The sequence below is a fragment of the Agrobacterium sp. 22094 genome (genome assembly GCF_052046015.1).
Lineage (GTDB): Bacteria > Pseudomonadota > Alphaproteobacteria > Rhizobiales > Rhizobiaceae > Agrobacterium > Agrobacterium cavarae.
Map to the genome: position 1 here is coordinate 199,933 of NZ_JBQEPX010000004.1, position 12,649 is coordinate 212,581.

At 57.5% G+C, this 12,649-nt stretch carries 11 protein-coding genes; 7 read left to right on the plus strand and 4 right to left on the minus strand.

Going from position 1 to position 12,649, the window contains the following annotated elements:
* The first annotated feature begins 273 nt into the window (after positions 1-273).
* The 6 genes from ACTJK5_RS17960 (at position 274) to ACTJK5_RS17985 (ending at position 6,522) form a co-directional block, all read left to right on the plus strand.
* A complete protein-coding gene (locus ACTJK5_RS17960; protein WP_062597899.1) occupies positions 274-993 on the plus strand; it encodes a FadR/GntR family transcriptional regulator in 720 nt (239 codons plus the stop codon).
* A complete protein-coding gene (locus ACTJK5_RS17965) occupies positions 990-2,165 on the plus strand; it encodes a PLP-dependent transferase (protein WP_113178991.1) in 1,176 nt (391 codons plus the stop codon). Before ACTJK5_RS17960 ends, ACTJK5_RS17965 begins: the two co-directional genes overlap by 4 nt.
* A gap of 33 nt (positions 2,166-2,198) precedes the next feature.
* On the plus strand, positions 2,199-3,458 hold the full coding sequence (locus ACTJK5_RS17970) for an ABC transporter substrate-binding protein (protein WP_113178990.1): 1,260 nt from the start codon (positions 2,199-2,201) through the stop codon (positions 3,456-3,458).
* 243 nt (positions 3,459-3,701) lie between these two features.
* The gene (locus tag ACTJK5_RS17975; protein WP_376784964.1) at positions 3,702-4,604 is read left to right on the plus strand and encodes a carbohydrate ABC transporter permease; all 903 of its coding nucleotides are present in this window, start codon (positions 3,702-3,704) and stop codon (positions 4,602-4,604) included.
* A 3-nt stretch (positions 4,605-4,607) separates the two neighbouring features.
* Entirely contained in the window at positions 4,608-5,438 is an 831-nt protein-coding gene (locus ACTJK5_RS17980) for a carbohydrate ABC transporter permease (protein WP_113178989.1), read from the plus strand.
* A gap of 4 nt (positions 5,439-5,442) precedes the next feature.
* Positions 5,443-6,522 (plus strand): sn-glycerol-3-phosphate ABC transporter ATP-binding protein UgpC, encoded by a 1,080-nt coding sequence (locus ACTJK5_RS17985; RefSeq protein ID WP_113178988.1) that lies wholly within the window; start codon positions 5,443-5,445, stop codon positions 6,520-6,522.
* Between the two features lie 192 nt (positions 6,523-6,714).
* Here the strand turns inward: ACTJK5_RS17985 and ACTJK5_RS17990 are convergent, their stop codons facing one another.
* A complete protein-coding gene (locus tag ACTJK5_RS17990) occupies positions 6,715-7,584 on the minus strand; it encodes a YiiG family protein (protein ID WP_440612935.1) in 870 nt (289 codons plus the stop codon).
* 345 nt (positions 7,585-7,929) lie between these two features.
* Between ACTJK5_RS17990 and ACTJK5_RS17995 the strand changes: the two genes are divergently transcribed.
* On the plus strand, positions 7,930-9,552 hold the full coding sequence (locus tag ACTJK5_RS17995; protein ID WP_113178986.1) for a GMC family oxidoreductase: 1,623 nt from the start codon (positions 7,930-7,932) through the stop codon (positions 9,550-9,552).
* Positions 9,553-9,629: 77 nt separating this feature from the next.
* Here the strand turns inward: ACTJK5_RS17995 and ACTJK5_RS18000 are convergent, their stop codons facing one another.
* The 3 genes from ACTJK5_RS18000 to ACTJK5_RS18010 are packed head-to-tail and all read right to left on the minus strand — an operon-like array spanning position 9,630 to position 12,626.
* Positions 9,630-10,271, minus strand: a complete 642-nt coding sequence (locus ACTJK5_RS18000; protein ID WP_062442427.1) for a ThuA domain-containing protein — start codon at positions 10,269-10,271, stop codon at positions 9,630-9,632.
* Positions 10,272-10,288: 17 nt separating this feature from the next.
* Positions 10,289-11,389: a Gfo/Idh/MocA family protein gene (locus ACTJK5_RS18005; protein ID WP_113178985.1), complete on the minus strand. Its 1,101-nt coding sequence runs from the start codon at positions 11,387-11,389 to the stop codon at positions 10,289-10,291.
* A 37-nt stretch (positions 11,390-11,426) separates the two neighbouring features.
* Complete coding sequence (locus tag ACTJK5_RS18010) at positions 11,427-12,626, minus strand: ROK family transcriptional regulator (protein ID WP_062442432.1); 1,200 nt, start codon at positions 12,624-12,626, stop codon at positions 11,427-11,429.
* Positions 12,627-12,649 lie beyond the last annotated feature (23 nt).

The window sequence follows — 12,649 nt, forward strand, 5'->3', positions numbered from 1 at the left end:
CAGCGTAGCTTGCGAGTTAGATAAGCGGCGACCGCGCGTCTGGGCAGACGCTTCTTGCAGACGATTTGGGCGCCCACAACGACAGCGGTCGCAGAACTCTGCAGCTTTGAGAATGGCCCTCCCGAAATTGTAAGAGGCGGTCAAAGCAACGAAAAAGAATCCACTCTGATAGGAAATCTGCAGCACGTCTGGCTTGACGCCTCCGAAAAATGAAGATTATGTTAATCGGTAAGATGTCAGACCAATTTATGAGTGCTGACGTTGCGGGGCTAAATGGATCAGACACTCGAAAAGCATGCGATAACGCCACTACCGGTCATAGACCGGGCACGGCAGGTCGAAGGCGCGCTTGTCGAGTTTGTTGAACGGGCTGATCTGAAACCGGGGAGCCGACTACCTGCCGAGCGTGAGTTGATGTCAGCTCTTGGTGTGGGGCGTTCCACCATTCGTGAGGTCATCCGAAAGTTTCAGGCGCTTGGCATTATCGATTCCCGAAAGGGCAGCGGCAATTATCTCTTGAAGCCGATTTCCACCGCGACCGTCCATATGCCGATTTCCATTGAGGCGCAGAGCTTGCGAGACGCGCTTTTGATGACGCTGGAAGTGCGCCGTGGGATCGAGGTTGAGGCGTCGATGGCGGCGGCTCGCCGCCGCACCGAGGACGATATCAAAACGATGCGTCTTCGGCTGGAAGAGATGGAGCGCGTTCATCTGGCTGAGGGTACGTCCGGCAAAGCGGACCTTGCCTTTCACCTTTCGATTTACGACGCCACTCACAATTCGCTGTTCAAGCAATTGCTCGAGCAGATGCGCGAAGGCTTCGAGCGCTTCTGGTCCAAGCCGTTCGACAGGCCCGATTTCGCCTCTCGCTCCTTTCCATTTCACCGCACCCTGTTCAACGCGATTGTGGCCGGCGACACGTCGGCGGCGCGGCAGGAAACATTGAAAATCCTCGCGATCGTCGAGGAAGATATCAAGGACATGTCCAAATGAGCCAAGGCTCTGATTTTTTTGATGCAGCATCGCTCATTGTCGCGCATGACGAAACGCACGCTTTCGAAGCCGTGGTACCACCGCTGGTGCAGACATCGCTCTTCACCTTCTCAAGCTATGACGAAATGGTCGCGACCTATCGTGGCGAAAAGAGCCGTCCTGTTTACACACGCGGGCTAAACCCAACCGTTCGCATGTTTGAAGAGATGCTGGCGAAGCTCGAAGGTGCTGAAGACGCACTCGGTTTTGCCAGTGGCATGGCAGCGATTTCGTCCACCGTACTGTCCTTCGTTTCTCCCGGCGATCGTATCGTCGCGGTGCGCCACGTCTACCCAGATGCCTTCCGTCTGTTTGGTACCCTGATGAAGCGGATGAAGATTGAGGTGACCTATGTCGACGGTCGCGATGAGGCCGGAGTTGAGAAGGCGATGCCCGGCGCCAAGCTGTTTTACATGGAGAGCCCGACAAGCTGGGTGATGGAGGCGCATGATGTCGGTGCTTTGGCGGCCATTGCCAAGCGACACGGTGCAATTTCAGTCATCGACAATTCCTGGGCCAGCCCGATTTTCCAGACGCCCCTGGCGCTTGGCGTCGATATGGTGGTGCATTCGGCTTCGAAATATCTCGGTGGTCACAGCGACGTTGTTTCGGGCGTCGTTGCCGGTTCCAAGGCGATGATCGACCGTATCCGCGCAGAAGCTTACCCCTATCTTGGCGGCAAGATGTCGCCCTTCGACGCATGGCTGTTGATCCGCGGGCTGCGCACGCTTCCCATCCGCATGAAGGCGCATCAGGAATCGGCGCTTGCGATCGCATCGCGTTTGCAGGCGCTAGACGTCGTGGAGGCTGTTTGCCATCCGGGACTTGCAAACCGTCTTCCGCCTGGGCTGAACGGCACGTCCGGTCTTTTCTCCTTCATCTTCCGAGAAGGTGTGGATGTACGGGCCTTCGCCGACCAGCTTCAGCTTTTCAAACTAGGCGTTTCCTGGGGAGGACATGAAAGCCTCATCGTCCCAGGGGAGGTGGTGCTTGAGCAGAAGGCGCAACCGAATTCCGCCCACACATTCGGCATCAGCCCGCGCTCCGTGCGCCTGCATGTGGGCCTGGAGGGTACTGAAGCTCTCTGGAATGATCTTGAACCAGCCATCAGAGCGGCATCTGCCGCAGCCTGACGCATTGTGACGACAACAAAAAGGGAGAACGACATGAAAAAACTGGTAGCAGCAGCATTCTTTACCGCCATGATGACCGGGACGGCACTTGCCGACACGACCCTGAAACTGGTGGAGGTCATCACCAGCCCCGAGCGTACCGAGACGCTAAAAAGCCTCGTCGGCAAATTCGAGGCCGCCAATCCCGGTACGAAGGTGGAAATCATATCGCTTCCGTGGAACGAGGCCTTCCAGAAGTTTGCCACCATGGTATCGGCTGGCGATGTTCCAGACGTAATGGAAATGCCTGACACCTGGCTGTCGCTTTATGCCAATAACGGCATGCTCGAGAGCCTGGAGCCCTATCTGGCAAAGTGGCAGTACACGTCGGATCTGACGCCGCGCGCATTGGAGCTTGGCCGCGATGTGAAGAACACCGCCTACATGCTGCCCTACGGCTTCTACCTGCGCGCGATGTTCTACAACAAAAAGCTGCTTGAGCAGGCCGGCGTGAAAGAACTGCCAAAGACGCTGGACGAATTCGCCGACGCGTCGAAGAAGATTTCCGCCATTCCCGGCAAGTATGGCTATTGCCTTCGTGGCGGCGCCGGAGGTCTGAACGGCTGGGTGATGTTCGGCGCATCCATGGCCGGCTCCAATGAGTTCTTCACCAAGGACGGCAAGTCGACATTCGACAGCCCCGGCTGGGTCAAGGGCCTCACCTACGTCGTTGATCTCTACAAGAACGGCTACGCGCCGAAGGACAGCGTCAACTGGAGCTTCAACGAAATCGTCGCTGGCTTCTATTCCGGCACGTGCGCCTTCCTCGATCAGGATCCGGACGCTTTGATCGCCATCGCCCAGCGCATGAAAAGCGAAGATTTCGGCGTCATGACCATGCCGAAGGGACCGGATGGAAAGACCTTCCCGACAATCGGCTTCGCCGGCTGGTCGATGATGGCGTCTTCGAAGGACAAGGATCTCTCATGGAAGTTGATCGAAACGCTGGAAGGACCTGAAGGCAATATCGAGTGGAACAAGAAGACCGGTGCTCTTCCAGTTCACACCTCCGCCGAGAAGGACCCCTTCTATGCAAGCGAGCAGTTCAAGGGATGGTTCGAGGAACTGGCCGACAAGAATGCCGTGCCGACAACCATGCCGACCTACCTTCAGGAGTTTGCGTTCTTCAAGGATTCGCTCGTGATCAAGACGTCCCAGGAAGCTCTTCTGGGTGACATCACACCCGAAGACCTGGCCAAGCAGTGGGCGGACTACATGACGAAGGCGCAGCAGAAGTTCCTTCAGTCCAAGTGATGGAAATCGGTGGCGTATCTTTCCAGATGCGCCACCTTCCTGCTGCCACGAGCTTTGAAGCGCTTAGCGAGCTTGTTGATCAGCGCGCTTTAAGCCGTTGTTTTGTCGCATGTCGTTACCGCAAAGTTCTCGAACACCTTTGTGCGACGTGCCGTGAAGTTGAGATCAGCGCGTGGCCTCCGGCCCACACTTCGTTACGCTGAGGAGCAATTGATGTCGTCATTTTCAAGCGCCGCACCTGCGATGTCGCGCAAACCTATGTTGCGAAGGCTGGCCACCTCGGCTGAGCCATGGCTTTATAGCGCGCCCGTCCTCGTTCTCATCGTCACCGTCATGATGGTGCCGCTGGTGCTCGGGCTTTCCTACGCATTCCGCGACGTCCAGTTGCTCAATCCGTTTTCCGGGGGCTTCATCGGCCTCGAGCATTTCAAGACACTGTCTCAGGATGCCGCCTTCTACCGCGCTCTCAAGAACACGCTGTGGTGGACGGGCGCGTCGGTGTTCCTGCAATTCTTCTTCGGCCTTGTGCTTGCCCTGCTGCTCGACAAGCCCTTTGCCGGTCGCGGTATCGCCCAGGCCTTGGTCTTTCTTCCATGGGCTGTTCCAACCTTTCTGGCCGGCCTCAACTGGGCTTGGTTGTTCAACCCGGTGATCGGGCCGCTGCCATACTGGATGACATCGCTTGGCATGCTCTCGGCACCGAACAACATTCTGGCCGATCCGCATCTTGCCATGTGGGGACCGATCATTGCCAATGTCTGGTGGGGCATACCCTTCTTCGCCATCACTCTATTGGCCGCCTTGCAGGCCATTCCGCGCGATCTTTACGAGGCGGCCTCTATCGATGGAGCGAGCCCGCTTCAGCGCTTCACCTCAATCACCCTGCCGTTCCTGGCGCCGACGATCGCCATCACCGTTCTACTGCGTACCGTCTGGATTGCCAACTTCGCCGATCTCATCATCGTCATGACGAATGGTGGTCCGGCTGACCGCACGCAAATCGTTGCAAGCTATATTTTCACCCAGGCCTTCAAGCGGCTGGACTTTGGCTATGCCTCGGCGATCGCGCTGGTTCTGCTCGTGCTTCTGCTCGCTTATTCCATGCTGATCGTCATCATGCGCCAGCGCCTCATCGAGAAGGATTGATCCGTGACCGGCCGAATTTTTCTGACAGTCGCGCATCGCCTGGCGATCCTCGTCTACATCGCATTCGCGCTCTTTCCCTTGTTCTGGCTGCTCAAGGTTTCGGTGACGCCGAACGACTTGCTCTATAGCGAGGGTGTGCGGCTATGGCCGTCGCGCGCAACCTTCGACCACTATCGCTTCGTCATTGAAAACAGCGCTTTTCCGACGTTCTTCAAGAACAGCGTCATCGTGGCGGGATCAACGGCTTTTGCCGTTACGGTGCTGTCGTCACTCTCCGGCTATGCGCTTTCACGCTTCCAGTTCCGCGGGAAATACTGGATCATCGCCCTGATGCTCATCACCCAGATGTTCCCGCTGGTCATGCTGGTGGCACCGATCTTCAAGATGCTGTCGCCGCTCGGCCTGACCAACAGCCTGACCGGCCTCGTCATCGTCTACACCGCGTTCAACGTGCCTTTCGCGACGTTCCTCATGCAGTCTTTCTTCGACGGCGTTCCGAAGGATCTGGAGGAGGCCGCCATGATCGACGGCGCAAGCCGCTTTACCGCCTTCCGCCAGATCATCCTGCCTCTGACGCTTCCGGGAATTGCCGCGACGCTTGGCTTCGTCTTCACCGCGGCCTGGAGCGAGCTTCTCTTTGCGCTGATGCTGATCTCTGGAAATCAGAGCGCGACGTTCCCGGTCGGCCTCCTGACATTCGTGTCGAAATTCTCCGTCGATTTCGGGCAGATGATGGCAGCGGGCGTCCTGGCGCTCATTCCCGCATGCCTCTTCTTCCTGCTGATCCAAAGATACCTCGTACAGGGCCTGACGGCCGGTGCAGTGAAAGGATAAATCCATGGCTTCCATCGAGCTGAACCGCGTCGCCAAGTCCTATGGGGATCATCCTGTCCTGCATGGTGTCGATCTTTCCATTGCCGATGGCGAGTTCGTCGTTCTCGTCGGCCCCTCCGGTTGCGGCAAATCCACCCTGCTGCGTATGATCGCCGGTCTGGAGGAAATCACCTCGGGCACGCTCTCCATCGATGGGCAACTCGTCAACAATCTCAAGCCCAAGGACCGTGACATTGCCATGGTGTTTCAGTCCTATGCGCTCTACCCGCATATGAGCGTCGCCGACAATATGAGCTACAGCCTGCGGCTTCGCCGCAGCCCCAAGGAGGCGATTGCTGCGGCCGTTTCGTCAGCATCGAGTAAGCTCGGTCTCGATCCCTATCTTGCAAGGCGCCCGAAGGCGCTGTCCGGCGGCCAGCGTCAACGCGTTGCCATGGGGCGCGCCATTGTGCGCCAACCCAAAGCCTTCCTTTTTGACGAACCCTTGTCCAACCTCGACGCGCGTCTGCGTGAGCAGATGCGCGCCGAAATCAAGCGGATGCATGCCGATCTACGTGCTACCTCCGTCTACGTCACCCATGACCAGATCGAGGCGATGACGCTCGCCTCGCGCATCGTCGCCATGAATGCCGGCTATGTGCAGCAGATCGGTGCGCCGCTCGATCTTTACGATCGTCCGGCCAATCTCTTTGTCGCCGGGTTTATCGGTTCGCCAGGAATGAACTTTCTTGAAGGCCGCTGTGTTCAAAAGCCCTATGGAAGCGCAATGTCCTTGCCAGACGGTAGCCAGCTTCCCCTGGGCCGAACGATTCCGCTTAGAGATGGCGAGGCCATGACCCTCGGTATCCGTCCCGAGCACGTCGTTGTCTCACCAGAGACGGGTGGTGTCGATGCCAAGGTGGAGCTTGTCGAGCCGACAGGCCTCGGTATTATCCTGCACCTCACGGTACACGGGCTTCCCTTCAAGCTGTTTTCGTCCGACCGTGCACTGTTGCAGCCCGGGGCTTCGATCAGCGTTGGTCTGCCGGAAGCCAGGCTCCACGTCTTTGACAGCAACGGTGACCGCGTGAATACAGATCAATAGGCTCGAGCCCTCCGGTGGATGCAGCTTCCTCTGATCTTGGCAGCCACGCCTCATCGGACCCGAAATCTGGACTGATCTTGAATTATACGCTGTGTGGGCAAAAAGGACGTCGTACGGTTCTGATGCGTCTAAGATGACGCGCGGCGTTCTAAGGCCGCCGCGCCGAAAATCCTATTTGCACAATAGGATAGATCAATCATTTGAAAACGTCGTTGCGCTCTGAGATGTTGAAACCATCATATTGTAGTCGTTATAGATCCACTCCAGATCGTTGGCGGCTTTACGAGCATCGCCCTTGGCCTTCTGCAGTTTTTCCTGAAAGTCCCGCAGCTTGCTGAGAAGCGTTCCTGGGCTGGATTCGAAGACGTGGAACGAGCCGGGATGTTCAGTCGCGTAGTCATCGAACACCTTCACCGCCTCGGCATAGTCCTTGAGCGAAGTATCATAAGCGCCGAGGTCGACTTTTGTCTCATCGCCGCTCGGCAATGTCTCCATGACGGCCTGCGCCTTGATCATGATGTTACGCACCTGCCAGCGTGATTTCTTGCCCTCGGCCTTCTCCAGCGCTGCCAGTTCCTGCAAGTCGATTAGACGCTTCTCCTTGGCCAGAAGCGTGTCTGCCTCGGTTCTTGCCGTTGAAAATTCATCCGCAAACTTGATGATCTGAGTGTGAAATTCCTTGCCACCCTGCATCTTGTCGCTCTTGTAGTCTGAGCGGTCGTAATACTTGCTGGCCTTTTCCAGAACCGGCGCAAGCTCCTTATAGACGGCGATGAACCGCGTCATGGCTGCGTCGAGATCAGGCATCTTTGGCTCTGCGCCTATTGCCTCTTCCGCTTTGGCAATTTCGGTGCGAACGTCATAAGGTGCGTAAAGCCCGTAAATGATGCGTTCCTTACCGGTCGGACCCTTCTTCATGTTTACCCAGCTTTCGTATCGGGAAAGTGAGTCCGACGCACGGATGGCGCGGTTCATGAAGCCGACATAGGCATTCATTTTCTCCACCGCAGCACCGTGATCCTCTTCTCCAGATTGCGCCCAAGCAGCTGGGGCGAGGACCATGGTGAACGCCAGACAAACAAAAAATCTCATCAGTTTTGTCAAATTTCTCTCCTTTATCAGATGCTTCCCCGTGGATCCTGCCGCCTTGGTACTCCTTTGCGGTGCAGCTGGAAGGTGCGTTTTTTTACCAGGACTTTTTTATAGGCGGCGCGCTTAACAGGTTTGGGAGGGACTTTGCGTTGAGACGGATTTGGGCGTTTGCTTGCCGGTTCCATCAACCTCAGGCGACGGATCGGTCACCCGTTTTTAGGCAGTTCCCGAATATAAAGTGAAGGACAAGATCTGGTCGTTGTAACGACTGCAGGATCGCCTTTTAGTGTTCATGGTTTGCAGAAATGAGAAGCCATGATTCACGACGCGCTCAACGCGACATCGATACCGTTTCAGGTCTGCGTCGTCGGGGCTGGTCCGGTTGGCCTTGCTCTTGCGTGCAGGTTGGAGGAGCAGGGTGTCTGCGTTCTCCTGGTAGAAGCGGGTGAGAACGGCGATGCAGGACGCCACGTCAGTCTCGCAAATCAACATCATGCTCCATTGATGTCTGCAACGGCGAGTGGGCTGGGCGGTACATCATCGCTATGGGGAGGGCGATGTGTCGCCTTTGACGACATCGATTTTCTTCGGCGCCCACATGTTCCAAACTCCGGATGGCCGATCTCCCATAAGGAGGTAAGTCGCTACTACGGAGACGCGCTAAAGTTTTTGAATGTCGCCGACATCGATTTAGGTGATGAGCAAATAAACGGCGATTCCGATGAGGTTCACCTCGACGCCATAGAGTGGTGGAGTTCTCAGTCCAACCTCGGCCTGCAGTACCGCGACCGTATCGATCAGTCCAAGCTGATCCATTTTCTCCCAGACACGGTTCTCAGCTCGATCGAGCTCAATTCTGACCACGCCGTCACTCATCTGCACCTTCAAGGCAAGGCGGGGACTTTGCGAATTCCCGCTCAAAGGCTGGTGCTTGCCGCCGGCGGCATCGGGAACGTGCGATTGCTCCACCAATTGCCCACGGCGCATCCCGGGGTTCTTTCCCCTGCACTTGGGCGCTACTACCAAGGACATCTGACGGGTTACATTGCCATTGTGGAACTAGAAGACGACGTCGGCGTCGATGCGCTGTCATTTCAAGCGACCAAAGGGGGAGGCATTTTTCGGCGCCGTTTCCAGCTTTCAGGTGATGCGCAAAAGCGCCTCGGCTTACTCAATTGCGTCTTCTGGCTCGACACGATCTCCATCTCGAATGCCCTCCACCATTCGGCTGGACTTTCCGCGGTGTTTCTCGCCCTTCAACTGACGGGTCTCTACCGTTTTTTTGCCAATGGTAAAGCTGCTGGCTCGCGGCTTCGAAGAGGTCGTCGATACCGGGATCATCTTCGCAATCTCGTCCCCTCTGCGTCGGTCTTGAAGGATATTCGCCGCACCATCGGCCAATTGCTGCGGCGCCGCGATCGGAGAGTGCCGATCGTCAACCCCGCTCGACGCTATTTGCTGCGCTACCATGCCGAACAGGCTCCCGACATGTCCAGCACCGTCATGCCATCGCCGTCGACGCAGCAGGATCAAGTGGCAGCGGTTGCTATCGATTATCGCGTGCGTAATGAGGACCTCATATCGATAGAAAGGTCGCATGCTGTTCTCGATCGGTGGCTGAAAGAAAGAGGCATGGGAAGGCTCGATTACCTGCACCCGGCATCCGCCCGCCTGCAAGCACTCCGTGATCAGGCCTATGACGGCTTTCACCAGATCGGCTTGACGCGGATGAGCGCTTCGCCCGAAGAGGGCGTTGTCGATCGTGACTGCAAAGTTCACGGCGTCAGCAATCTTTTCGTTGCGGGAAGTTGCGTTTTCCCCACGGGCGGGCACGCAAACCCGACCATGCCCGCAGTCGCACTCAGTATGCGACTGGCAGACCATTTGGTTGAAACGCTCACAGCCAAACAAGCTGTTGGGCCGGTCGCTGTCAGTTGAATCCCATTTCGGTAGCCATTATGCAAAGCCGCGTGCAGATACACGCGGCTTTGCATCAGGTTAGGATTCTAACGCCTTCAGCGCGCGGCCCAGTTGGCGCCGCGGCGGAAAATCTCCCGCATCTGCGGAACGGCAAATTCCTTAGCCTGGTGACCGAGTGATGAATAGAAGACGCGGCCTTTCCCGTAGTTGCGCTTCCAGGCGACCGGCATGACGACTCCGTCGATCCACCAGGCGTGATCGCCGGTAAAGGTTGTCGTCGCGAGAACCTCGTTTGAAGGGTCGACATGCATGTAGTACTGCTCGGACGTGTAGGGGAAATCGGTGATCCCGGCCATGATCGGGTCTTCCGGCTTGGTGATGTTGACGGTGTAGTCGATGATGTTGCCGGGGTGGGCAACCCATTGTCCGCCGATCATGAACTGGTACTCGACGCACTCGCGAAAGCTGTCGCCGGCGCCGCCGTGATATCCGGCGATGCCGACACCGTTCTCGACTGCGGTCGCGAGATTCTTGATCTCTTCCTTTTCGATCTTGGACATGGTGACGATCGGTACGACGAGGCTGAGATCATGGACCGAAGGGTCGGCGAAGGCTTCGGTGCTATGTTCGACATAGACCTTGAAACCTTCCTCTTCGAGCAGGTCCTTGATGATGACCGAGCATTCCTCTGGCTCGTGGCCGCTCCAGCCGCCCCATACTATCAGTGCTTCACGCATTTTATTCCTCCTCAGAATTATTGACCGATCCGGTCATCTACGAGTGACTCGGCCAGCGGGGCCGGGCGGTCGACGACGGTGGTGATGGACACAGTTGTGCCCGTGTCCGATGCGGTTTGAAACGCTTCCATAACTTCAAGAACGTGCAGCGCCAGATCGCCATTGGCTCGGTGCTGGCGATTAGAGCGGATAGCATGGGCCATGTCCGCGACGCCGATCGATCGGTAGTTGCCATCCGCGTAGGGCGACGACAGTTCCTGGATTTCGAACTCGCCCCCTTTTTCCAGAAGCTGGACCTCGCCACCAAAGTGGTTGGGATCGGGTACCAGCAGGGTCCCGTCCGTGCCATAGAGTTCGAGCGGGACATGCCTGTGTCCAGCCACGTCAAAACTCATTCCGACCTGAACAATCGCGCCGTTCTGGAATGCAAGCGCGCCTGCGACATGGGTCGCCACATGGACCGGGATCTTCTCGCCGTTGCGGGGCTCGCTGGTGATCAGGCGCTCGGTACGTGGCGAAAAGGCAAAGCCTGCCACCTTGGCGACGGGTCCAAAGAGGTTGACGAGGTCGGTAATGTAATAGGGTCCCATGTCCAGCATCGGTCCGCCGCCGACTTCGTAGTAGAAGGCGGGGTTAGGGTGCCAGCGTTCGTGTCCCGGGCACATGAATGTCGCCGTTCCGCCGACTGGCGTGCCAAGAACGCCTTGATCGATGAGGGTCCGCGCGGTTTGATGACCGCCGCCCAGGAACGTGTCCGGTGCCGCACCGATGCGCAGCTTCTTCGCTTTCGCCGCTTCAGCAAGCCGTTTGCCCTCGGCAAAGTTAATGCCAAGCGGTTTCTCCGAATAGGTGTGCTTGCCGGCATCCAGTGCCCTCAAGCCCACCTCGACATGCGCCTTGGGGATCGTCAGGTTGACGATGATCTCGATCTCCGGATCCCCCAGCAAATCGTCGACGCTTCGCGCGGCGACGTTAAATTCCTCGGCCTTTGCTTTGGCCATCTCCGCGTTCATATCCGCGACACCCTTGATGTCGAGGATCGGGAAGGATGCCATCGCCTTCAAGTAAGCGCCCGAGATATTGCCGCATCCAATGATGCCGATGCCGACCTTTTGCATATTCTACTCTCCCATCATGCTTGCGCCCGCTCACTCCTCAGAGAGCTGGGCCTGTGGTGTTCCAAGGCGATTCGTAAAGTTCGTAGAGCGCGACAGCCGCAGCACCCTGTGCCCAGAGCTCGTCGCTGGAGTTGTCGAAGACCAGTTCCGCCACGCCTTGTAGGGATGGCGGCACGGAAATTTCGTAGGCGCTCCTGATGCTATCGATGAACGGGGCGCCGAGATCGAGGCTGGAGCCAACGAAGATGACGCGCGGCGGAGCAAACAGGGTCACGATATTGGCAAGCGTCAGACCTATTGCGGCACCCGCCCGTTGGGCAGCGGCGATGAGATCATTGTCCTGCGCCAGCACCAGCGCTTGGGCATGTTGAATGCCTCGGCCAAGCCGGATCGCCTCGGCGAAACGTCCGTCAGCGGGCCGTGACGCAAGGATTGCATTTTCGCCGGCCTGGCTCGCCAGCCGAACGGTGCCTTCGGGGCTCGCGACAAGCACGAGATCACCGAGATTATGGCTGAGACCACCGGCGCCGCGGAAGAGGTCGTTTCTATGCAACACGCCTAAGCCAAGTGTCTGCTCCAGCGAGATCAGCACCATGTCCTCAAGATCGCGCGCCTTGCCGAACCAGTGGTGGCCAAGCGTCACGGCATGCGCATCGCTTTCAATAATGGTGGGCGTTCCAAAGCGGGCCGTCATCTCGCCGGCAAAATCGATGTTGACTTCGCGTAGCACTGGGCTGGAGCGGATCTTGCCGGTGCGGTGTTCAATCACTCCCGGTAGACCGAGGCAGACCCTGTCGACATCTTCGAGTGAAAGCCCTGCATCGACGACGCATCGACGCACACCGTCTTCGATCAGATCTGCAATCACACCGATCGGCTGGCGATCGATCCGAATTGGCAGCGAGAGGGACGACAGGACGTTGCCGCAGAAATCGGTGACGACGAAGACCATACGGTTGGCCGCGATTTTGGCCCCAACCACCCTGGCAGCATCCGGATTGAGTTCCAGCATTACGCGGGGACGGCCGCGCGCGCCCTCTGTTCGTATATCGCCCAAGTGGCGCGACAGAATGAGGCCATCATCCAGTAACGATGCCGTTATCGCGGAAACTGTGGTGGTGGAAAGCTGCGTCCTTTCACTGATCTCCACACGCGAAATTGGGCCGTGACGACGGATCGTGTCGAGGACGTTCAAGCGATTGATTGCACGCATCAGTTCGGGGTCGGCAGTCTTCATGGGTCCAGTCGCAACGAGCTTGA

Excerpts from the sequence above, each read along its gene's own strand:
- ACTJK5_RS17960 (WP_062597899.1), top strand. The coding sequence starts at position 274 with ATGGATCAGACACTCGAAAAGCATGCGATAACGCCACTACCGGTCATA.
- ACTJK5_RS17965 (WP_113178991.1), top strand. The coding sequence starts at position 990 with ATGAGCCAAGGCTCTGATTTTTTTGATGCAGCATCGCTCATTGTCGCG.
- ACTJK5_RS17970 (WP_113178990.1), top strand. The coding sequence starts at position 2,199 with ATGAAAAAACTGGTAGCAGCAGCATTCTTTACCGCCATGATGACCGGG.
- ACTJK5_RS17975 (WP_376784964.1), top strand. The coding sequence starts at position 3,702 with ATGTCGCGCAAACCTATGTTGCGAAGGCTGGCCACCTCGGCTGAGCCA.
- ACTJK5_RS17985 (WP_113178988.1), top strand. The coding sequence starts at position 5,443 with ATGGCTTCCATCGAGCTGAACCGCGTCGCCAAGTCCTATGGGGATCAT.
- ACTJK5_RS17990 (WP_440612935.1), bottom strand. The coding sequence starts at position 7,584 with ATGGTCCTCGCCCCAGCTGCTTGGGCGCAATCTGGAGAAGAGGATCAC.
- ACTJK5_RS17995 (WP_113178986.1), top strand. The coding sequence starts at position 7,930 with ATGATTCACGACGCGCTCAACGCGACATCGATACCGTTTCAGGTCTGC.
- ACTJK5_RS18000 (WP_062442427.1), bottom strand. The coding sequence starts at position 10,271 with ATGCGTGAAGCACTGATAGTATGGGGCGGCTGGAGCGGCCACGAGCCA.
- ACTJK5_RS18005 (WP_113178985.1), bottom strand. The coding sequence starts at position 11,389 with ATGCAAAAGGTCGGCATCGGCATCATTGGATGCGGCAATATCTCGGGC.
- ACTJK5_RS18010 (WP_062442432.1), bottom strand. The coding sequence starts at position 12,626 with ATGAAGACTGCCGACCCCGAACTGATGCGTGCAATCAATCGCTTGAAC.